20 protein-coding genes and 1 pseudogene are annotated in these 20,354 nt (G+C 73.4%); 13 read left to right on the top strand and 8 right to left on the bottom strand.

The features are described from left to right. Positions 1-7 precede the first annotated feature (7 nt). Positions 8-319, bottom strand: coding sequence for a hypothetical protein (locus GV126_RS28605; protein WP_159672153.1), 312 nt, complete (start codon positions 317-319; stop codon positions 8-10). 57 nt (positions 320-376) lie between these two features. On the opposite strand from GV126_RS28605, the gene GV126_RS28600 reads away from it, so the two are divergent. Then, entirely contained in the window at positions 377-709 is a 333-nt protein-coding gene (locus GV126_RS28600; protein ID WP_159672151.1) for a hypothetical protein, read from the top strand. Next, complete coding sequence (locus GV126_RS28595; protein ID WP_159672149.1) at positions 706-1,401, top strand: collagen-like protein; 696 nt, start codon at positions 706-708, stop codon at positions 1,399-1,401. Before GV126_RS28600 ends, GV126_RS28595 begins: the two co-directional genes overlap by 4 nt. Before the next feature lie 57 nt (positions 1,402-1,458). On the opposite strand, the gene GV126_RS28590 is transcribed toward GV126_RS28595, so the two are convergent. Together GV126_RS28590 and GV126_RS28585 are read right to left on the bottom strand one after the other, a co-directional pair. Then, the gene (locus tag GV126_RS28590; protein WP_185946848.1) at positions 1,459-2,838 is read right to left on the bottom strand and encodes an NsdA family TPR-like regulatory protein; all 1,380 of its coding nucleotides are present in this window, start codon (positions 2,836-2,838) and stop codon (positions 1,459-1,461) included. Between the two features lie 25 nt (positions 2,839-2,863). Then, positions 2,864-3,310 carry a hypothetical protein gene (locus GV126_RS28585; RefSeq protein ID WP_159672147.1) on the bottom strand — a complete coding sequence of 149 codons (447 nt, stop codon included), beginning with the start codon at positions 3,308-3,310 and terminating at the stop codon, positions 2,864-2,866. Positions 3,311-3,386: 76 nt separating this feature from the next. Between GV126_RS28585 and GV126_RS28580 the strand changes: the two genes are divergently transcribed. The 6 genes and pseudogenes from GV126_RS28580 to GV126_RS28555 form a co-directional block, all read left to right on the top strand. Next, the gene (locus GV126_RS28580) at positions 3,387-3,653 is read left to right on the top strand and encodes a hypothetical protein (RefSeq protein ID WP_159672145.1); all 267 of its coding nucleotides are present in this window, start codon (positions 3,387-3,389) and stop codon (positions 3,651-3,653) included. Then, positions 3,650-3,985, top strand: a complete 336-nt coding sequence (locus GV126_RS28575) for a DUF6415 family natural product biosynthesis protein (RefSeq protein WP_159672143.1) — start codon at positions 3,650-3,652, stop codon at positions 3,983-3,985. The genes GV126_RS28580 and GV126_RS28575 overlap by 4 nt, the downstream gene beginning before the upstream one ends. After that, entirely contained in the window at positions 3,982-4,713 is a 732-nt protein-coding gene (locus GV126_RS28570; protein WP_159672141.1) for a hypothetical protein, read from the top strand. Before GV126_RS28575 ends, GV126_RS28570 begins: the two co-directional genes overlap by 4 nt. 73 nt (positions 4,714-4,786) lie before the next feature. After that, on the top strand, positions 4,787-5,896 hold the full coding sequence (locus GV126_RS28565) for a hypothetical protein (RefSeq protein ID WP_159672139.1): 1,110 nt from the start codon (positions 4,787-4,789) through the stop codon (positions 5,894-5,896). After that, positions 5,893-6,252 carry an ASCH domain-containing protein gene (locus GV126_RS28560; RefSeq protein WP_159672137.1) on the top strand — a complete coding sequence of 120 codons (360 nt, stop codon included), beginning with the start codon at positions 5,893-5,895 and terminating at the stop codon, positions 6,250-6,252. The genes GV126_RS28565 and GV126_RS28560 overlap by 4 nt, the downstream gene beginning before the upstream one ends. Positions 6,253-6,511: 259 nt before the next feature. After that, a pseudogene (locus tag GV126_RS28555) lies at positions 6,512-7,288 on the top strand (esterase-like activity of phytase family protein); the annotation flags it as partial. Positions 7,289-7,341: 53 nt separating this feature from the next. Here GV126_RS28555 and xylA read toward each other — a convergent pair. Then, positions 7,342-8,508 carry a xylose isomerase gene (gene xylA, locus GV126_RS28550; protein WP_159672135.1) on the bottom strand — a complete coding sequence of 389 codons (1,167 nt, stop codon included), beginning with the start codon at positions 8,506-8,508 and terminating at the stop codon, positions 7,342-7,344. Between the two features lie 180 nt (positions 8,509-8,688). On the opposite strand from xylA, the gene xylB reads away from it, so the two are divergent. The 5 genes from xylB to GV126_RS28525 all read left to right on the top strand — a co-directional run bounded on the left by xylB (position 8,689) and on the right by GV126_RS28525 (position 16,404). Continuing rightward, complete coding sequence (gene xylB, locus GV126_RS28545) at positions 8,689-10,137, top strand: xylulokinase (protein WP_159672133.1); 1,449 nt, start codon at positions 8,689-8,691, stop codon at positions 10,135-10,137. 107 nt (positions 10,138-10,244) lie between these two features. Further along, complete coding sequence (locus GV126_RS28540) at positions 10,245-11,453, top strand: ROK family transcriptional regulator (RefSeq protein WP_159672131.1); 1,209 nt, start codon at positions 10,245-10,247, stop codon at positions 11,451-11,453. A 528-nt stretch (positions 11,454-11,981) separates the two neighbouring features. Continuing rightward, positions 11,982-12,581, top strand: a complete 600-nt coding sequence (locus GV126_RS28535) for an N-acetylmuramoyl-L-alanine amidase (protein WP_159672129.1) — start codon at positions 11,982-11,984, stop codon at positions 12,579-12,581. A gap of 227 nt (positions 12,582-12,808) precedes the next feature. Beyond that, on the top strand, positions 12,809-14,890 hold the full coding sequence (locus GV126_RS28530; protein WP_159672127.1) for a SpoIIE family protein phosphatase: 2,082 nt from the start codon (positions 12,809-12,811) through the stop codon (positions 14,888-14,890). 320 nt (positions 14,891-15,210) lie between these two features. Further along, the gene (locus GV126_RS28525) at positions 15,211-16,404 is read left to right on the top strand and encodes a phosphodiester glycosidase family protein (protein ID WP_236570143.1); all 1,194 of its coding nucleotides are present in this window, start codon (positions 15,211-15,213) and stop codon (positions 16,402-16,404) included. Between the two features lie 208 nt (positions 16,405-16,612). Here GV126_RS28525 and GV126_RS28520 read toward each other — a convergent pair whose 3' ends face one another. From GV126_RS28520 to GV126_RS28505, 4 genes are all read right to left on the bottom strand, one after another. Next, a complete protein-coding gene (locus GV126_RS28520; RefSeq protein WP_159672125.1) occupies positions 16,613-16,807 on the bottom strand; it encodes a hypothetical protein in 195 nt (64 codons plus the stop codon). A 146-nt stretch (positions 16,808-16,953) separates the two neighbouring features. Continuing rightward, positions 16,954-18,108: an acyl-CoA dehydrogenase family protein gene (locus GV126_RS28515; RefSeq protein ID WP_159672123.1), complete on the bottom strand. Its 1,155-nt coding sequence runs from the start codon at positions 18,106-18,108 to the stop codon at positions 16,954-16,956. Next, positions 18,105-19,298, bottom strand: a complete 1,194-nt coding sequence (locus GV126_RS28510) for an acyl-CoA dehydrogenase (protein WP_159672121.1) — start codon at positions 19,296-19,298, stop codon at positions 18,105-18,107. The genes GV126_RS28515 and GV126_RS28510 overlap by 4 nt, the downstream gene beginning before the upstream one ends. Next, on the bottom strand, positions 19,295-20,272 hold the full coding sequence (locus tag GV126_RS28505; protein ID WP_159672120.1) for an NADPH:quinone oxidoreductase family protein: 978 nt from the start codon (positions 20,270-20,272) through the stop codon (positions 19,295-19,297). Before GV126_RS28505 ends, GV126_RS28510 begins: the two co-directional genes overlap by 4 nt. Positions 20,273-20,354: the final 82 nt, after the last annotated feature.

Genomic DNA, 20,354 nt, shown 5'->3' with positions numbered 1-20,354 from the left:
CCTCTTGCTATGCGCTGCCGTCCCTGCGCATTTCGGAGGTGCGGCGGGCGGGGAGTTCAACTATGTCCGCGCCCGCCGCATTTGGGCGTTCCGATTTCATGCTCAGGAGGCAGGCTTTCCAGCCCATTTCCGCGAAGGACTGCCGCTCTTGCGCCGTGATCCTCGCGATGTCGACCTGATGTGCGATGAGTCGGTGAGTGTTGATACGTATCCGGGTCTCGACGACGCCCGCGAGTCCGACGAGCAGGATCACCAGCCCAAGCCGGTAGGTCATCGTCCTGCCCGCGATGGCCCCGTGAAGGGCGAGCACGAGCCCCACAACCACCGCGGCCTTACGGCCGCCGTCGTACCCCCCACTGCACGACCGGAGGACCGCGTGGACGCTGCGACCCTCGGCGCCGTCGGAACCATCGTCGTCGGGCTCGCAGCGGCCGCCGCCGCGCTGTACGGGCACCGCGGCGCGAACGCCGCGCAGCAGTCGGGCGCGGTGCTCGGCGGGTACTCGACGCTCGTCGACAACCTGCAGGAAGAACGCGACAAGCTGCAGACGAAGCTCGTCGAGAACGAGCGGCTGCTCGCCGCGGCGGACGCCGAACTCGCGCACGAGCGGGCCGACAAGGCGGCGTTGCCGGCCCAGGTCCAGACGCTCACGGCCGAGAACGAGCGGCTGCGCGAGCGGATCGTCGAGCTAGGAGGACAGCCCACGTGACGCGCACTCAGCATGCCCTCGCGCAGCGATGGCGGTCGCTCGCAGCCACTGCCGTACTGCTGCTGCTGGCGGGCGCCGTCGTGCTCGTGTGGCTGCGTATCGACGCCGAGGCGCGGCGGGCCGACGCGCTCGCGGCCGAAGCGAACCGCCGCGGCGACGCGGTGTCGACGTTGGCGAGCGACGTGCGGGTGCTGCGCGCGCAGATCAAGGCGGAGGGCAAGACACCGGCTGCACCCGATCCGACGGCAGCTGTCCACGACCTACCCGCGCGTGCCGCGGTGCCGGTGCCTGTGCCCGGCCCTGCAGGCCCTCGCGGGCCGAAGGGTGAGCAGGGCAGCCCGGGCGCCACGGGCTCGCCCGGTCCGGCCGGGTCGCCTGGCCGCACCGGTCCATCCGGCGCACCGGGGCAGTCCGGCGCCACGGTGACCGGCCCGCCCGGGCCGCAGGGTCCCGCAGGACCGGCCGGTCCGCAGGGTCCCGCCGGCCCGCCCGGCAAGGACGGAGCCGACGGCAAGGACGGCCGCGATGGGCAGACCTGCCCGGACGGGTACAGCCTGCAAGCGCCATCGTGGGACCCCGACGCGCTCGTGTGCCGACGAGACGGCGCCGAGCAGCCGAGCAGCCCGTCGCCGACCCCGTCCTCGTCGCCGAGCCTGCTCGGGCTGCCCGCCGAGCGCCGCCGCATCGCATGAACCTGCGCCCCTGTCTGGCCTCACGGCCGGGCAGGGGCGCCTTTCGTGTGTCTGCGGCTACGCGCCGAGCGACTCGATCAGGTGGTCATCGAGGTCGCCGAACCAGTCCTCGCGGCGCCATGGCCGCAGGTCGCCCCTGGCTCGGCGCAGCCGTATCGCCGCAACGCGGCCGCCTGTCTCAGAGGCGGCATCAATGCACCCGTGCAGCAGCTCGGCGGCCGACTCCGGTTCGTCGAGCCGGATGCGGGCGAGGGCCTGGTCGGTGGCCACGATCGCCCGCTGCACCCGCTCGCGCGGCGCGGCGAGGGCTGCGGCCGAGTCGGCGAAGTAGTCGTGCGCGGTGTGAGGATCGCCGACGTACAGGGACGTGACCCCCTCGAACCCGCGCAGGTGGGCGGGCGAGAACGAAGACGACGCCGGGTCGCCGTCGCGGTCGCTGTCGAGGTCGTACCAGGCAAGTGCGAGCGCCGCCCTGGCGTGCCTCTCTGCCCGTCGGCGTTCGGCTGCATCGGCGTTCGGCTCGGCGCCGCGTCGCGCGGCGATTTCCGCCTGCAGGGCGTGCGCGCGCGCCCGGACCGTGACGCTCTCCCCGGCCCGCGCGTCCCGCACCGCGGCGTCGACGAGCTGCTGCGCGGCGTCGAGGCCGGGCGTCGAGTACAGGGTGACCAGGGCGTGACTCATGTGGACGACAGCCCGCTGCCACGGCTGTCCGGCGTTGCCCGCGGCCGCGGTCGCCTCTGCGTACAACGCCCTTGCCGCGGCGTCGTCGCGTGTCTCGAACGCGGCCCGGCCGGCGAGCGTGTACGCCTGCGCGGCGACCGCCTGCAGGCCCGGCCGCAGCGGCTCGGGCACGGACGCGTCGAGCAGCCGACGGCACGACTCGACGATCGGCGCGAGCAGGAGTTGCACCCTTACGAATGGCACGCTGCCGACCTGCGAATTGACGTCGTGGACGGCGAGCCGGACCGTGTCGAGGAGGCTCTCATCAAGCCGCGAGGGATCACCGAGGGCGGAGGAAAGGGCACGTTGCGTCGACGAGCCGAGCAGCGCGAGCAGCCCACCGCCGCTGTCGGTCAAGGTACGAACGAGTAGCGTACGAAGCTCGTCAAGGCGGCGTTCGCTCTCGCCGAGGTGCGCGAACGCGTCGAGCAGTTCAGCGAAGTCGCTACCCGCACCGAGTGACGACTGTCCATCGGCCCCGCGGGCGTACAGATGGGCGAGCAGGAGTTGGTACCGCTCGCCGGGCAGGATGGGCGCCTTGCTGGTCTCCCACCGTGCGACGGACCGCTGCACACTCGCGACGCTCGCGTCGAGCGGCTGCCCCAGCTCGGCCGCTTTGGCGATGATGGCTCGTGCGAGGTCGGCGAGCGACCAGCCGCGAGCGAGTCGTAACCGCTTGAGTATGGCAGCGCCGACGCCTCTGTCGTGCGCGCTCATGACCTCATGATGCACGTTCCGTAGCTCATATGGGCACGATCAGTCGTGGTTTTCCCTGTGCCGCTGTGTAGTTCAGTGTCTGCCAGGTGCCCGAGGTGCCCTCGGGGCCGGCGAGGGGAAACCCGATCGTCATGTCCGCGCGGTCGACCATGTACCGGTTCCTCGCGTGGTACGCGGGCGTACGCAGCTCAGCGGCGCCGAGTTCAGTGATCTCGCCGATCCGGTCGCGGCACCGCTCGATCGCCTGCCGGGCGTCGGCCGGCTGCTGCGCCACGGTGCCCGGCACCACGACCGTCAGCCGTGCGGCGGTTTTTCCGGCCAGCCACAGCAGGGTCAGGCTGTCGATTCCGACGGCGCCGCCGATGTAGAAGTGCGCTTCCGGGGTCGCCCACGGGCCGAGGTAGCGGCCGAACAGCTCGGCGTACCAGCCGAGTTCTCGGTGCCCTGTCTGTCGTGTTCCGGTAATCGCCACAGCTAGAGGCATTGATCAACTCCGTGTCATAGGTTGTCAGATTCCGCGCATGCTCGCCGTCCGCTGTGATCGATGCATGGACGCGATGACCGCACCGGCCATTCTGGCCGACCAACTCGCCGCGCGCGGGCTGCATATGACGAATCAGGGAGATAACGCCGTCAGCGTGACCAATCCCCTGCACCCGCGCGTCGGCGAGATCGTCACCGATGACGGCGGCCGCTACCTCACTGCGTACGGGTACGAGCTGGGCGTGCACGGCGACGAGACCGCGACCGCGGACCGTGTCGCGTTCCTGCTCGGGCTGCCCCGGCCGGCACGGGCTGCGGAGGTCGCCCGATGACGGTATCGATGCCCGATTCGGACCCGGTGCCGCAGCTCATTGTCGCCGCGTTCGAGTCTGGCCGCCGCATGCCCGACCGTGAGCGCATGGTCGCGATCAACGACCAGTTGAGCGCCGAGGTGCAGCGGCTCGCTGCTCGTGCACGCGCCGTGGCACAGCAGCAGCCGATGTACTCGCGCGATTGGTACCGGCTCACGAACGCCGCCGACGCCGCCGAGTTCCCGCTGCGGTTCGAACTGGGCCTCGGCCCGCTCGCCGCGTCCATCCACGTAACTCAACTCGCCCGCGGCGTTCTCGCCCTGCGAAAGGTGCTCGGGGAGGACGGCGAGTGATCTGCACGATCTGCGACCAGCCAATCGAGGACGACGAGCCGCGCAAGCGCGTGCAGCGCCGCGATCGGTTCGGGGTGCTGCTGCCGCCGGCGTACACGCACAAGCAGTGTCGGCGCCGCCCGTCGACCGTGCCGTTTATCGCCTCGTGGTCGGGCGAGTCGGTGGCCGACGCGCCGGTCGTGTACCGGCTGCTCGGCGGCATCGGCTACGCCGGCGAGGTCGCATCCGACCGGGACGACCGCGGCGTGCTGTGGCTGCGCCGCCCGAGCCGGCCCGGTACCGGGCGGCCGCTGTACGGCGTCGTCCACCCCGGAAGGCAGCGGCTCGCCATGGCGCGGCTGCTGTGCCAGGTGTGCGGCGAGCCCGCCGACCGCGACGACCGTGGCGTGCTGTGGCTGCTGGAGGACGAGCGCGCGGACTGGGACGGGTGGCCGAACGATCTGGTCACCACGCACCCACCGATCTGCCGCTCGTGTCTACGGACGGCGCGCGAGGAGTGCCCGCACCTGTGGGCCGGTTCGGTGGCCGTGCGGGTCGGCACGTCGGTGGCGTGCGGCGTGTGGGGGCGCCGGTACACCGCGAGCCGGGGCGGGCCGATCCCGGCCGTGTCCGAGGTGACGCCGTTCGAGTCGCCGCTGCTGGGCTGGACGATCGCCTCTCAGCTCGTGCGGGCGCTGTACGACTGCACGATCGTGAGCCTCGACGAGGAGATCGCGGCTCACGCATAGGCAGGGGTGCACGGCGGTCGACGCTTCCCCCGGGCGTCCCGCCGTGCACCCCGCACCCAACCGAGGGGGAACTGTGACCGCTCAACCTGTCTCACCGAACACCGTCCTCGCGAACGCGCTCGGCAGCGCCGAGGACGTCCTCGCGCCCCGCATCCGGACCATGCAGCCAGCGCGGGTGACGTTCGTGGTCGGTACGCAGATCAACGGCGTGCCGCACCTCGGCACCTCCCTGGTGCAGTCCTTGACGTTCGCCGCTGCGGCTCGGGTACGGGCGCGCTTCGGCATCCCCGTCGACGTGCTGTTCGGCGCCCTCGACAACGCCCCGCACGACGTCGTCGACGACCCCGCGACGGGGCACCGGTACCAGCGCGCCTACGCGCACGCCCTCGGCGAGGCCGCGCTCGCCAAGCAGGTCGACGAGCTGTACCGGCCACTGTTCGACGCGCTGTCCGAGCGACTGTCGATCCCGTACTCGATCGAGATGTACTCGCGGCAGCAGGCTGGCGAGCAGTTCCGGCTCACCTGGCTGCGCGCGCAGCGCCGCATCGACGCCGCCCGCTGGTGGCTCGACCCGGCCCACGGTGTGCCGCACGTCCGTGTGCCCTGCTCGGTCCCCGGCTGCGGATGGGCCGAGAAGTACGCCGAGCGCACCCGCATCCTGCTCGACGCCGAGCATGCCGAGGTGCACGCCGTGTGCCTGCACCACGGGCCGTACGAGGCCGTTATCGCTGCCGACGGCGGCGGGTACCTCGACCTCGCCACGCTGTACCGGAACCTCGTCAAGGAGACCGCGGCCGCCGCCGACCGGGACCGCCTGAGCGTCATGGTCAAGGGCGGCGACTGGGTGTTCGGTTCGACGCTCGTCGACAACGCGCTGACCGCGATCGGGCTCGTCGGGGCGCAGCTGCCGACCCGGCTGTTCTGCCCGCAGGTCGTCACCGACACCGGGGCGAAGCTGTCGAAGAGTCTCATCCGGGAGGGGCGGGCGTCGTTGCCCGAGGGGTCCGCACCCTGGATGCTCGACACGCGGATGTGGCCCGGCTCGTTGTCCGAGTACGCCGAGCGGCTGCTCGACATGGCCGACGTGCTGCTCGCCGATCCGCGGCACTTCTTCCGCGCGTACTCGGCCGGCGAACTCGGCCGCCTGATGTCCCAACCGACGAGGAGCGTCACCACCACATGAGCGACAGCACCACCGCCCGCAGGCACGAGCTGAACCTGTACCGCCGGTACTTCGATCTCGTCGCCGCCGGCCGCAAGACGATCGAGGTCCGGGTGCGGTACCCGCACCTCGCCGATATGGCCGCGGGCGACACGATCCGCTTCCGGATCAAGGGCACCGACGAGACGTGCGACGTGCTCGTGAAGCGGGTCACTGCGTACGACGACTTCGAGGCGCTGCTCGACGGCGAGGGGCCGGCGAACGTCAACCCGACCGTGAGCCGCGAGCAGCAGCTCGCGAACATTCGCTCGATCTACCCACCCGAGAAGGAAGCGCTCGGCGCTCTGGCCATCGAGATCGAGCTGCTCGGTTCCTAGCCCTGCCCCGCCGTATTCGTTCACACGTTCGGGTGACTCCAAGCATATGCCGTTGATACTTGCGATGTACACGTGATTCGCTACGTCATGTAGCGCATCCGCGCCGCTCGGCCCTGACTCTGGCGAGCCCTCGACGCCCCTGTCCGTGCCCCACACTGGACAGGTGGCAGCTGACGCCCCGACCCTCTCGTCTCCGCAAAGACCGGGTCGGGGCGTCCTTGTCTGCGTTTCTGCAGGTCGCCCACAGTGTGTTATTGAGTGGTGGTCAGTCGACGAGTACGGTCCCTCCCTGGTGCACGTCTCCGCGCGCGGGAAGGTGCTCGCGCGGTACGTGCCCCAAGGGCTCGGTCTGACCGGCACCGACTATCCGGTGGTCGAGGCGCTGCCCTCGGTGCTGCTGCACCGGAAGATCAACCGCGGTTTCGAGGGGCTGGCCCAACTGCCGGGGGGCGACCTCGTGATGGCGCTGCAGAGCCCGTTGTCCCTGCCGGACGAGGACGCGGGAGATGCCTCGCGCACCACCCGCCTGCTGCGCTTCTCGCCGCGCGAGCGGGCGGTCACCGCGGAGTACGCCTACCGCTTCGACCCGGTGGACGTGGTCGATCCGAGCGAGGACGACACCTCCGAGCTGAAGATCTCCTCGGTGGTCGCCGTGGGCGGTGACCGGCTGCTGGTGGAGGAGCGCACCGACAAGGCGGCCCGTCTGCAGCTGGTGCGGCTGGGACGGGGCGCGAACATCCTGGGAGGCCGCTGGGACGACGCGACGGCCTCGCCGTCCCTGGAGCAGCTGGACGACCCGGCCGCCCAGGGAGTGCCGGTGCTCGCCAAGCACCTGGTGATCGATCTGGGCACGGTCGACGGTGTGCCCGGGAAGATCGAGGGCGTGGCGCGCGTGGACGCGCGCACGCTGGCGCTGGTCAACGACAACGACTTCGGGATGACGGACGGCGCCGACGCGTTCGACGCCCAGGGACGGCTGGTGGACAGCGGCGTGGAGACGACCGTGACGTACGTGCGTCTGCCGCACGCCATCTGACGGCCGCTCATGAACGAGGGGGCACGCGCGCGCGTGCCCCCTCGTCGCGTGGGTCAGCCCCGGGCACCCAGCAGGTGGTCCATGGCGAGCTGGTCGAGTCGTTCGAAGGCCATGCCGCGCGCGGCGGCGGCGTCCACGTCGAAGTCCTCGTAGGCGGTGCGGTCGGCCAGCAGGGCCTGCAGGCCGTCGGCCGCGGTGGGCTGCGCGAGCTGGTCGAGCCGGGCGGCGCGCAGGGCCTCCTGGACCTCCGGGTCGGCGCGGAAGGCGGCGGCGCGCTCCTTCAGGATGAGGTAGTTGCGCATGCAGCCCGCGGCGGAGGCCCACACACCGTCGATGTCCTCCGTCCGCGGCGGCTTGAAGTCGAAGTGGCGCGGGCCCTCCCAGCCGGCGCTCTCCAGCAGGTCGACCAGCCAGAAGGCGGCACGCAGGTCACCGGCGCCGAAGCGCAGGTCCTGGTCGTACTTGATGCCGGACTGGCCGTTGAGGTCGATGTGGAAGAGCTTGCCCGCCCACAGGGCCTGGGCGATGCCGTGCGGGAAGTTCAGGCCGGCCATCTGCTCGTGGCCCACCTCGGGGTTGACGCCGTACAGCTCGGGGCGCTCCAGGCGCTCGATGAAGGCCAGCGCGTGACCGATGGTGGGTAGCAGGATGTCGCCGCGCGGCTCGTTCGGCTTGGGCTCGATGGCGAAGCGGATGTCGTAGCCCTGGGAGGTGACGTACTCGCCGAGCAGGTCGAAGGCCTCCTTCATGCGGTCCAGGGCCGCGCGCACGTCCTTGGCGGCGCCGGACTCCGCGCCCTCCCGGCCGCCCCAGGCGACGTAGACCTTGGCGCCCAGTTCGACGGCCAGGTCGATGTTGCGGATGGTCTTGCGCAGCGCGTAGCGGCGCACGTCCCGGTCGTTGGCCGTGAACCCGCCGTCCTTGAAGACGGGGTGGGTGAAGAGGTTGGTGGTGGCCATCGGGACGGTCATGCCGGTCGCGTCGAGGGCCTGGCGGAACCGCTTGACGTGCGACTCGCGCTCGGTGTCGGAGGACCCGAAGGGGATCAGGTCGTCGTCGTGGAAGGTCACGCCGTAGGCGCCCAGTTCGGCCAGGCGCTGCACCGTCTCGACCGGGTCGAGGGCGGGGCGCGTGGCGTCACCGAAGGGGTCCCGCCCCTGCCAGCCGACGGTCCACAGGCCGAAGGTGAACCTGTCCTCGGGGGTGGGCTGGTAGTTCATGCCGCGGCTCCTTGCTCGCTTGCGACTATTTCGTCATGGCGATTTACAAATTAGTATGCCGACGCGTCCCTGGGAAGGGACCAGCGGGGGCGAAGCCGGGCCGAGCCCGGGCACCGACCCCCGAAGTATCGTGAAAACCGCAGGTCACAGCCCGTGAGCCGCAAAAAAGAGGGAGAGCCGATGTCAGCAGCCGAGGGTCCGCTCGTCGTCGGTGTGGACTCGTCCACCCAGTCCACCAAGGCGCTCGTCGTCGACGCGGCCACCGGTCGGGTCGTGGCGAGCGGGCAGGCACCGCACACCGTCTCCAGCGGGGACGGCCGGGAGAGCGACCCGCGCCAGTGGTGGGACGCCCTGTGCGCGGCGCTGCACCAGTGCGGCGAGGCGGCACACGAGGCCGCGGCCGTGTCGATCGCGGGCCAGCAGCACGGCCTGGTCACCCTGGACGCCCAGGGGGAACCGGTGCGGCCGGCTCTGCTGTGGAACGACGTGCGCTCGGCGCCCCAGGCCCGTCGGCTGGTGGAGGAGCTGGGCGGTCCGAAGTTCTGGGCGGAGCGCACGGGCAGTGTGCCGGGCGCCTCCTTCACGGTGACGAAGTGGGCCTGGCTCGCCGAGCACGAGCCCGAGGCGGCCCGGTCGGTCGCGGCGGTGCGGCTGCCGCACGACTACCTCACCGAGCGCCTGACCGGTCAGGGCACCACCGACCGGGGCGATGCCTCGGGCACCGGCTGGTGGGCGTCGGCGACGGAGGCGTACGACGAGGAGATCCTCGCCCGGGTCGGCCTCGACCCGGCGCTGCTGCCCCGGGTGGTGCGGCCCGGGGAGGTCGCCGGCACGGTGCGCGACGGCCACCACGACCTGCCGTTCTCCCGGGGCACCCTGGTCGCGGCCGGCACCGGGGACAACGCCGCCGCGGCGCTCGGCCTCGGACTGCGCCCGGGCACCCCGGTGCTCAGCCTGGGCACCTCGGGCACCGTCTACGCGGTGTCCGAGCACCGGCCCGCGGACCCCACCGGCACGGTGGCCGGCTTCGCCGACGCGCGCGGCGGCTGGCTGCCGCTGGCCTGCACCCTGAACTGCACGCTCGCCGTCGACCGCGTCGCCGCCCTGCTCGGCCTGGACCGGGAGGCGGTGGAGCCGGGCACCTCGGTCACTCTGCTCCCCTACCTGGACGGGGAGCGCACCCCGAACCTGCCCGGCGCCTCGGGGCTGCTGCACGGGCTGCGGCACGACACCACGCCCGGACAGCTGCTGCAGGCCGCCTACGACGGCGCCGTCCACGCCCTGCTCGGCGCGCTGGACCTGGTCCTCGACCAGGACGCGGACCGCACCACCGCGCTGCTGCTGATCGGCGGCGGCGCCCGCGGCACGGCATGGCAGCAGACGGTGCGCCGTCTGTCGGGGCGTCCGGTGCAGGTCCCGCAGGCCCGGGAACTGGTCGCGCTGGGCGCCGCCGCGCAGGCCGCGGGGCTGCTGACCGGCGAGGACCCGGCCGCGGTGGCCCGCCGGTGGAAGACCGCCGACGGGCCGGTGCTGGAGGCCGTGGAGCGGGACGAGGCGACACTGGAAAGGATCTCCGGGGTACTCCCCGACGCGGCCCCGCTGCTGGAGCGAGGACCGCAGAACCGCTGACGATCCCGGCCGCCGGGCCCCGCCGGCGGCCCCGGCCCACGGACCGCCGTGGCCGGACACCGGCCGGCAAACCCGTGCCGCCGGACACGACCGAGGACGACGGAGGCATGACCGCACCGCTGCACGCCCCCCCCCCCGCCGGTCCCGGCCGGGCACTGCCCGACACCCAGCAGGGCATGCGCCGCCGCAACCTGGCGCGGGTCATGCATGCCGTCAGCTCCGAGGGCCCGCTGTCGCGGGCGGCGGTCGCCTCGCGCATCGGGCTGACACGTGCGGCGGTGTCGACGCTGGTCGACGAGCTGATCCGGTCCGGCCTGCTGCAGGAACTCGGCCCCGAGCGGCCCGGCCGGGTCGGCCGTCCCGGCTCGGCGCTCGCCGTCAGCGGGCGCGGCCCGGCGGGCGTGGGCGCCGAGGTCGGCGTCGACCACCTCGCGGCCTGCGTGGTCGACCTGCGCGGCGAGGGGCGGGCCCGGGCGGTGCGGCACGGCACGAACCGGGGCCGCGCGCCCGAGCCGGGGGCGCGGGACCTGACCGCGCTCATATCCCAGGTCGTCGCCGAGGCCGAGAGGCAGGGGCTGCGCCCCGCCGGGCCCGCGGTCGCCGTGCCCGGCCTGATCGCGCGGGACGGCCGTACGGTCGTGCGGGCGCCCAACCTCGACTGGCACGACACCGACCTCGGCGCCCTGCTGCCGGGCGGCCTGCCGCTGACCGTGGACAACGAGGCCAATCTCGGTGCGCTGGCGGAACTCTGGCTCGGCGAGGGCACTCCCCCGGACTTCCTGCACGTGTCGGCGGAGATCGGCATCGGTGCCGCGGTGGTCGTCGACGGACGGCTGCTGCGCGGCACGCGCGGCTTCGCCGGAGAGCTGGGGCATGTGCCGGTCGAGCCGGAGGGGCCCGCGTGCCCGTGCGGCGGACGGGGCTGCCTGGAGCAGTACGCGGGCGAGGAGGCCGTGCTGCGGGCGGCCGGTCTGGAGGCGGGCGAGGGCCGCGGCGGCCTGCTCGCCACCCGCGCCGCCGAGGGCGACGAGAACGTACGGCGGGCCCTGCGCCAGGCGGGTACGGCGCTGGGCGTGGCACTGACGGGGGCGGTGAACCTGCTCGATCCCGAGGCCGTCGTGCTGGGCGGCGCGCTGGCCGCGCTCGCGCCCTGGCTGCTGCCGTCGCTGGAGGCGGAACTGGCCCGGCGCACCGCCGGCCCGGCCTGTCCGGTGTCCGTCTCCCGGCTGGGTCCCGAGGGGCCGCTGCTGGGCGCCGCGCACGCGGTGGTGCGAGCGGTCCTGGACGACCCGGCGGCAGCGGCCGGACAAAGCTGACACTCCCTCAGTTACTGCCGGTTTCCCACCGGATTCACTCGTCCGAGTGGCCGAGTTGTCCACAACTCTCTGCCCGTCCACCACCGAGCGCCGCGCTCTTCTGCCCAACCGCCGTCAGCCGTACCGTGATTCACGCGAGGCGCTGCCGCCGGACACGGGCCGGCGGCAGTCGCCGTCGCCGTCGCACGGGACCAACGGGGGGACAGATGACGGGGGAAGACGCGCACCGGGCAGGGGCAGCGGACGCGGGCCCGGACGCACGGGACAGGGCCGAGCGCGCACTGCCGCGGCCCCGGCGGCACACCAGGGCCGCCTGGCGGCATCACCGTGACCGGCTCCCGCGACATCAACCGTACGCACCCGGCCAGGCTCCGCCCACCACGGCCGGTCGTGCGCGAGACTCACCGCGCGGCGTCCGCACGGTCGCGCGCGACGGCGACGGCGCGCGCCCGCACCGTGCGCCTGCCGGCCTCCGCCGAGGCCTCGCCATGCCAGCCGAGCAACCCTCACGAGAAAGGGCCATCGCCCATGGACCGGGCCGGACCTCAGCCCAGCCGACGGCGGCTTCTGAAGGGCGCCGTCCTCGCCGCCGTCCCCTACGCCCTGCTTCCCACCGCCCGAGCGGTGGGCCGGCCCCAGGCCGTCGACTTCCCGTCGGCGGAGTGGCAGCCGGCCAGCACGTCCAACTACACGGCCGCCAACCGTCCCTCCACCTACTCCGTCGACCGGGTGATCATCCACGTCACCCAGGAGACGTACGCGAGCACGCTGGCCATCTTCCAGAATCCGCAGAAGAAGGTGTCCGCGCACTACGTCGTCCGGTCCGCCGACGGGCACATCGCGCAGTGCGTGCGCGAGGCGGACGTCGCCTGGCACGCGGGGAACTGGGACTACAACACGCACAGCGTCGGCATCGAGCACGAAGGATGGGTGGACAAGCCGGCCTACTTCACCGACGCGCTGTACCAGGAGTCCGCCCGGCTCACCGCGGCGATCTGCGACCGCTACGGGATCCCCAAGGACCGGGCGCACATCCTCGGGCACTACGAAGTGCCCGGCACGGACCACACCGACCCGGGGCCGAACTGGGACTGGGTCCGCTACATAAGACTGGTCAACCTGGCCTGACCGGGCCTCACGCGCCCGGGGACGGCCTCGCCCCGGCCCCGGGCGCGGGAGCCGTTCGGGCGGTCGCGCGCGGCATGCCGTCGGCATATGTCCGCCGGTGTGGGCGCGGGTGCTGCGCGTGCGGCGGGCGCACGGCCGGAGCACGCTGGAAGGGCGCCGCTCCGGGTGCGCGCGGCAGGCGCGGGCCCGGGCGGCCGGGCCCGACCGGTGCGGGGAAGGAGGTCTCGGTGGCGTACGGCGATCCCGGCCGCGGCGTGGACGAGACCTCGGCCGCCATGCTGGAGGCACTGTTCACGCGTTCGCCGGTCGGACTCCATCTGCTGGACCCGCAGCTGCGCGTGGTGCGGCTGAACACCGCGGCACCCGCCCTGCGCGGGGTGTCCGCACAGGACATGACCGGGCGGCCGGTCCGGGACGTGTACCGCATGGTCGAGGGCAACGACCTGGAGACCCTGCTGCGCCGCGTGCTGGAGACCGGCGAGACGCTGTGGCAGCAGCTCGTCCGGGCGCGCACCAGAGACGACCCGCCCGAGGAGCGCTGTTTCGAGGCCACCGCCATACGTCTGGAGGGGCGGCGCGGGGAGGTGCTCGGGCTGGCGATCACCGCGGTCGACGTCACGGAACGCGAACGGGCCCGGTCCCGCGCCAGGGTGCTGGACGCCGTGCGGCGCAGCGTGGGCCGGACCCTGGACCCGGTGGTGAGCGGCGAGGAGCTGGTCGGTGCGCTGGTGCCGGCGTTCGCCGACATCGCGGTCGTGGAGGTGGTGGACTCGGTGCTCCGCGGGGACGAGCCGCCGCCCGCTCCCCTGCCGCCGGGCACGCCCCTGATGCGCACCGCCTTCCGCAGCGGCCAGGTGTATCCGACGCAGGCTCTTCCGGTGGGTGACGTGCGCCGGCTGCCGGGTCCCACTCCCTTCACCCAGGCCCTGAGCGACCTGCGTCCCCGCGTGGTGCCGCTGAGCCCGTCCACCCTGTGGATGCCCGCCGATCCGGCGCGCGCCAACGCGATGGTCGCCTCGGAGTCCCACACTCTGCTCGTGGTGCCGCTGGCCCTGCGCGGCACGGTGCTGGGCCTGGTCAGCCTGTATCGCGCGGGTGACTCCCCGCCGTTCGACGCGGGCGACCGGCAGCTCGCGGTGGAGCTGGCCGCCCACATGGCCCTGTGCGTGGACAACGCGCGACGCTACGTCCGCGAGCACACCATCGCGGCGACGGTCCAGCGTCAGCTGCTGCCCCGGCGCCCGGAGGCGCACACCTCGCTGGACACCGCCTATCTGTCGGTCACCGGAGGTGACCCCGGCGCCTGGTACGACACGATCTCGCTGTCCGGTGCCCGCACCGCGCTCGTGGTCGGCAACGTCTCCGGGCGCGGCATGAACGCCGCGGCCACCATGGGCCAGCTGCGCACGGTCGTGCGGTCGCTGGCCGCCTTCGACCTGGCCCCCGACGAGCTGCTGGCACGGCTGCACGACACGGCCGCGGAACTGGCCTTCGAACGGGCGAGCCTGCCGCCGGGCGATCCGTTGCGCCGTGAGGCGCTGACCGCCGACTGCGTGTACGCCGTCCACGACGCCCTGACCGGCACCTGCGTGCTGGCGACGGCGGGGCACCTGGCGCCCGTCCTGGTCCGTCCCGACCGCACGGTCACGGTCCCCGACGCCCCGGCCGGCCCGCCGCTGGGGATGGCGGAGAGCGCGCCGTTCGCCACCGCGGAGTTCGCCGTGCCGGCCGGGAGCGTGCTGGTGTTCACCAGCGACCCCACGCTCACCCGGTACCTGGCGGAGTCCCCCGGGCCGCTGCGGGCGGCGCCGGACTACGCCGAGCGGCCGTTGCAGGAGCTGTGCGACGCCATCGTGTACGCCCTGCCGGACGGACTGGGCGCGGGTGACGCCGCGGTGATCGTGGCGCGCACCCACGCGTTCCCGCCCGACAGTTGCGCCAGCTGGCGGCTGGACGGCGACGACGGCGCGGTGGCGACCGCCCGCACCCGGGTCCGCAAGCAGCTCGCCGCCTGGGACGTGGACGACGAGACCGCCTTCGAGACGCAGGTGATCGTCAGTGAACTCGTCACCAACGCCCTGCGGTACGGAGAGCCTCCCATCGAGGTCCGCCTGATCCACGACCGCACGCTCACCTGCGAGGTGCACGACTCCGGCCGGGCCGCACCGCACCTTCGGCACGCCCGGGTGGCCGACGAGGGCGGGCGCGGCCTGTACGTAGCCGCCCAGCTGGCCCAGGCCTGGGGAGTCCGGTACACGAACACCGGCAAGACGGTGTGGACCGAGCAGTCGCTCGGCGACACCCGCTGAGCCGCCGACGGCCCCGGCCGCTCCCCGCTCCCCGCTCCCCACGCCCGGTCCCCGGCCGGCCCCTCCCGTCCGTCTGCCTCTCCCCCTGGTTCGTCTTCCTCTCCCCCACGCCCGGCCGGCTGACCGCCGAGAGCCGATCACCGAGCGCCGAGAGCACCCGAAGGAGTGCGTTTTCCCGCCCGTTCCCGCGTCGTCGCAGTCGCGAGGCCGTTCCCGGCGCCCTGTTCTGGTGCACTTCCCTGTGTCCATGCACAGGTGACGAGTCATCAGGGGGCTTGGTGGGCACTGCGACACGTCGTGGCGTGCGGCTCGGACGGGCGTTGACGGTTCTCCTGACGTGCGGCACCCTCGCCGGCACGTCCTTGGCCGGGGCCGCGCCCGCCGGCAGCGCGCCGCGCTCCGAGAAGATCGCACCGGGCGTCGAGTACCGCGACGTCGACCTCCGTACCGCGCGCGGGGTGGTCCGCGCGCATGTGGTCACCGTCGATCTGCGCGACCGGCACGTCCGGATCGGGCTGTTGCACCCCGGCAGGGTGGCGGCGCGGCGCACCGTCTCCCAACTCGCCGACACCCAGGGCGCGCTCGCGGGCGTCAACGGGGACTTCTTCCACATCACCGAGGCCCAGCATCCGGGTGTCGCCGCGACCGGCTCGGCCGTCGGCCCGGAGATCGCCGACGGGCGCCCGCTCAAGGCGGCCGTGCCGCAGGGGCAGCGGTTCGGGCCGGCCCTGCCGCCGGGCACGGCCACCGGGGACGTGCTGGGCGTCGGCACCGACCGCACCGCCCGCATCGACCGGCTGTCCCTGTCCGGCTCGGTGAGCACCCCCGAGGGCCCGCTGAACCTCGGCGGGCTCAACCAGTACGCGCTGCCGGTCGGTTCGATCGGCGCCTACACCGCCGACTGGGGCAGCGTCTCGCGGGCTCGGGCCGTGTGCGGCACGGACACCAGCAGGAGCGCGCCGTGCAGCAAGGACACCTACGAGGTGACGGTCACGAACGGCCGGGTCGTGGCCACCGCCGGCAAGCCGGGCAGCGGCACCATCCCCGCCGGGACCACGGTGCTGGTGGGCCGCGAGGCGGGGGCGCGGCGGCTGCGCGAGCTGACCAAGGGCCAGTCGGTGCGGGTGGAGCACCGGTTGGTGGCGGCCTCCGGTGTGTCGTACGCGTTCGCGATCGGCGGCTTCCCGGTGCTGCGGCACGGTGCGCCGCTGAAGGGGCTGGACACCGAGGCGACGGCGGTGCGTACCGCGGTGGGCATCGGGGACGGCGGGCACCGGCTGCTGCTCGTGGCCCTGGACGGCGGGCCGGCCTACCGCGGCGGTCTCACGGTGGCCGAACTCGCCTCCCGGCTGAAGGAACTGGGCGCGACGGAGGGCTTCGACCTGGACGGCGGGGGCTCCAGCACGCTGGTCGCGCGACCCCGGGGGGCGACCCGGGTCAGTGTGCTCAACCATCCGAGCGGGGGCGCCGAGCGGGCCGTGGCGAACGGGGTCGGCGTCTTCTCCGCCGCGTGAGCGCCCGCGGCCACGGGGCCGCGGGGCCGCGGGCCGATGCCACGGCCGCACGGTGACGTCACGTCGCCCAGACGCCGACGTCACGATCTCACGCCGACCTCGCGCCGACCTCACGCCGCCACGAACCGAGGGCACGACCCACACGCCGACGTCACGGCCACAGGCCGATGCCACGGCCACAGCGTGACGTCAGTGGCGCAGGAAGACGTCAGGGGCGCAGGCTGCTGACGATCTGGGCCGTGGCCGCCAGGCCCTCGTGGATCGTGGGGGCCATGCTGGTGCCGGCCAGGAAGAAGCCGAGCAGGACGCAGACCAGGGCGTGCGAGAACTTCAGGGCTCCGTTGCGTACGAAGATGATCGCCAGGATCGCGAGCAACAGCACCCCAGAGATGGAAATGGCCACCGTGAACCTCCTCCGCCACGCCCACTCGCGGCTTTCGGCCGCAAGTGTGGCGTAGCGGAGGGTTCGTCCGGGCGGCTGACATGTCCTCCGAACGTGTGGTTCTGCGAGGGATGTCCGATCGCCTGTGCCCTCGGCGAGGACGCCGGTCAGGGTGCCTGGAGGTCGACCAGGCCGGCCAGCGCCTCGCGGTGCGCGCCCGCCGTCCCGTACGCGATCGAGTCGGCCTTCGCCCGCTTCAGGTACAGGTGGACCGGGTGTTCCCAGGTCATGCCGATGCCGCCGTGCAGTTGCAGCGCCTCCTCGGCCGCGTGGACGGCGACCGGGGCCGCGTACGCCTGCGCGACGGCGACCGCCACGTCGACGTCACCACCGTTCCCACCGTTCCCGCTGCTCCCGCCGTTCGCACCGTTCCCGCTGCCCTCGCCGTCCCCGGCGCTCTCCCCGCGCGCGAGGGCGTCGGCGGCGGCCCGGGCGGCGGCGCGGAGGTTCACGACCTCCAGCCACAGCTGGGCCAGCCGGTGCTTGAGGGCCTGGAAGCCGCCCACCGGCCGGTTGAACTGCTTGCGTTCCTTCAGGTAGCGCACGGTCTCCGTCAACGTCCAGTCCGCGAGCCCCAGTTGTTCGGAGGCGAGCAGTCCGGCAGCGGCGCGCAGGGCCCGCCGTACGGCGACGTCGGCGTCGCCGACGCGGCGTCCGGGGGCGCCGTCGAACCGTACGGTCGCCACCGGGCGGGTCAGGTCCAGCGACACCTGGCCGGTGACGGTCACCGCGTCGGCGTCCACCGCGTACAGGCCGCCGTCCTCGGCGGGGACCAGCAGCACGTCGGCGACGGCCGCGTCCGCGATCCCGGCCAGCTCCCCGTGCAGGGTGCCGTTGTCGCAGCGCACGGCGGGGAAGGGGGCGCCGGGGGCCAGGTGCAGGGCGACCGCGAGGACGCCGATGGTGCGGCCGGAGGCCAGCCGGCCGAGCAGGTCGTCGTCGCCGCAGGCCAGCAGCGCCTCGGTGGCGACCACCGCGCTGGTGAGGTACGGGACGGGAGCCACCGCCCGGCCCAGTTCCTCCAGCACCACGGCGGCCTCGCGGTGCGTGGCGCCCTGGCCGCCCTTGTCCTCGGGCACCAGCAGCCCGGCCAGACCCATGCCGTCGGCGAGCGCCTTCCACAGGGCGAGGTCGTGCGGGGCGTCCGACTCCGCGCGCGCGATCACTCCGGCCGCCTGGCAGTGGTCGGTGAGCAGGTCGCGGACGGCGGCGCGCAGCGCCTCTTCCTCCTCGGAGTAGAGCAGGTCGGGCTGTGTGCTCATCGGGCGAGGTCCTTCCAGGCGACGTCCTTGTCGGTGCGCGGCTCGGCGGGCAGGCCCAGGACGCGTTCGGCGACGATGTTCAGCAGGACCTCGCTGGTCCCGCCCTCGATGCTGTTGCCCTTGGCGCGCAGGTAGCGGTATCCGGTGTCCCGGCCGGTGAAGTCGACCAGTTCGGGGCGGCGCATGGTCCAGTCGTCGTACAGCAGTCCCTCCGCGCCGCGCAGTTCGACCTCCAGGCCGCTGATCTCCTGGTTGAGACGGGCGAAGGCGAGCTTCATGCCGGAGCCCTCGGGGCCGGGCTGGCCGGCGACGAGCTGCTGGCGCAGCCGCTCGCCGGTGAGGCGGGCGACCTCGGCCTCCACCCACAGCTTCAGCAGCCGCTGGTGCAGGTCGTGGGTGCGCAGCTCGGGGCGCTCGCGCCAGGTCTGCGCGACCTTGCCGATCATGCCGCCCTCGCGGGGCAGGGCCATGCCGCCGATGGAGACGCGCTCGTTCATCAGCGTCGTCTGGGCGACCCGCCAGCCGTCGCCGACCTCGCCGAGGCGGCGGGTGTCGGGGATGCGGACGTCGGTGAGGAAGACCTCGTTGAACTCGGCCTCGCCGGTGATCTGGCGCAGCGGCCGCACCTCGACGCCGGGGTCGGTCATGTCGCAGATGAAGTAGGTGATGCCCCGGTGCTTGGGGACGTCCGGGTCGGTGCGGGCGATCAGGATGGCCCAGCGGGCCACGTGCGCGCTGGACGTCCACACCTTCTGCCCGTTGACCACCCAGTCCTCGCCGTCCCGGACGGCGCGGGTGCCGAGGGCGGCCAGGTCGGATCCGGCGCCGGGCTCGCTGAACAGCTGGCACCAGACCTCCTCCCCGGTCCACAGGGGCCTGAGGTAGCGCCGCTTCTGCTCCTCGGTGCCGTAACGCAGGATGGTCGGGGCGGCCATGCCCAGACCGATGCCGATGCGGCGCGGGTCGTTGTCGGGGGCGCCCGCAGCCTGGAGTTCGGCGTCCACGACAACCTGCAGGGAGCGGGGCGCGCCGAGGCCGCCGAGGCCCTCGGGGTAGTGCACCCAGGCGAGTCCGGCGTCGAAGCGGGCGCGGAGGAAGTCGAGGCGGTCGGTGGCCGCGGGCGGGTGGGCGGCCAGGAACTGCCGGGTGCGGCGGCGCAGGGCGGCCGCGTCGAGGCTGCTGTCGGTCATGCGGCGGCTCCGTTCTCCGAGGTGGGCAGCACGGCGATGCGGCCGGTGGTGACGCCGTCGGCGACGCGCTGCACGGCGGACGCGGCCCCGCTCAGCGGCACCCGTTCGCTCACCAGGGGCCTGATCGCGCCCCGGGCGGCCAGGTCGGTGAGCTGCTCGTGGCAGTGCTGGACCAGCTTGGGGTTCTTGGTGGTGTACAGGCCCCAGTGCAGGCCGAGGATCGCGTAGTTCTTCACCAGGGCGTGGTTGAGCGCCGGGCTCGGGATGGTGCCACTGGCGAAGCCCACGACCACGATCCGGCCCTCGAAGGCGACGGTCTTGGCGGACTGGGTGTAGGCCTCGCCGCCGACCGGGTCGTAGATCACGTCGGCGCCCCGGCCGCCGGTGGCCTCCTTGACGGCGGCGATGACGTCCTCGGCGCGCCGGTCGATCACGACGTCGCAGCCCAGCTCGCGGGCGACGGCCGCCTTGTCCGGGCCGCCGACGACGCCGATGACCGTGGCGCCGGCCGCCTTGCCCAGCTGGACGGCGGCGCTGCCGACGCCGCCCGCGGCGGCGTGCACGAGCAGGGTCTCGCCGGCCTCCAGGCGGGCCCGGCGGTGCAGGCCGAACCAGCCCGTCTGGTAGCCGATGTGCAGGGCGGCCGCCTCGGCGTCGTCCAGGGCGTCCGGGGCGGGCAGGACGGCGGCGGCGTCGGCGAGGGCGTACTCGGCGAAGCCGCCGTGGGGCAGCGCCGGGGTGGCGATCACCCGGCGGCCGTCCTCGGTCTCGCCGCAGATCTCCACCCCCGGGGTAAACGGCAGCGGGGGCCGGACCTGGTACTGGCCGCGGCACAGCAGCGCGTCCGGGAAGTTGACGTTGGCGGCCCGCACCCTGAGCAGCACCTGACCGTCGCCGGGTGTGGGCCGCTCGGTCTCCTCCAGGCGCATCACCTCGCTCGGCTCGCCGTTGTCGTGCACTCGCCATGCCTGCATGCGCCGCCTCCACGGGACTGCGTTCCTCGGACCGGGGTCGCACGCATACTAAGCGGTTGCTTGCCCGCCAGGGAACACCCGG

This window comes from Streptomyces mexicanus (assembly GCF_902506575.1).
GTDB lineage: Bacteria > Actinomycetota > Actinomycetes > Streptomycetales > Streptomycetaceae > Streptomyces > Streptomyces mexicanus.
Note: the sequence above shows the minus strand (reverse complement) of the source record. Positions and strands in the feature narration are given on the sequence as shown.

Bases quoted from the DNA above. Each gene is read 5' to 3' on its own strand.
- GV126_RS28510 (WP_159672121.1), bottom strand. From the start codon at position 19,298: ATGACCGACAGCAGCCTCGACGCGGCCGCCCTGCGCCGCCGCACCCGG.
- GV126_RS28575 (WP_159672143.1), top strand. From the start codon at position 3,650: ATGACGGTATCGATGCCCGATTCGGACCCGGTGCCGCAGCTCATTGTC.
- GV126_RS28560 (WP_159672137.1), top strand. From the start codon at position 5,893: ATGAGCGACAGCACCACCGCCCGCAGGCACGAGCTGAACCTGTACCGC.
- xylA (WP_159672135.1), bottom strand. From the start codon at position 8,508: ATGAACTACCAGCCCACCCCCGAGGACAGGTTCACCTTCGGCCTGTGG.
- GV126_RS28580 (WP_159672145.1), top strand. From the start codon at position 3,387: ATGGACGCGATGACCGCACCGGCCATTCTGGCCGACCAACTCGCCGCG.
- GV126_RS28505 (WP_159672120.1), bottom strand. From the start codon at position 20,272: ATGCAGGCATGGCGAGTGCACGACAACGGCGAGCCGAGCGAGGTGATG.
- xylB (WP_159672133.1), top strand. From the start codon at position 8,689: ATGTCAGCAGCCGAGGGTCCGCTCGTCGTCGGTGTGGACTCGTCCACC.
- GV126_RS28540 (WP_159672131.1), top strand. From the start codon at position 10,245: ATGACCGCACCGCTGCACGCCCCCCCCCCCGCCGGTCCCGGCCGGGCA.
- GV126_RS28535 (WP_159672129.1), top strand. From the start codon at position 11,982: ATGGACCGGGCCGGACCTCAGCCCAGCCGACGGCGGCTTCTGAAGGGC.
- GV126_RS28590 (WP_185946848.1), bottom strand. From the start codon at position 2,838: ATGAGCGCGCACGACAGAGGCGTCGGCGCTGCCATACTCAAGCGGTTA.
- GV126_RS28515 (WP_159672123.1), bottom strand. From the start codon at position 18,108: ATGAGCACACAGCCCGACCTGCTCTACTCCGAGGAGGAAGAGGCGCTG.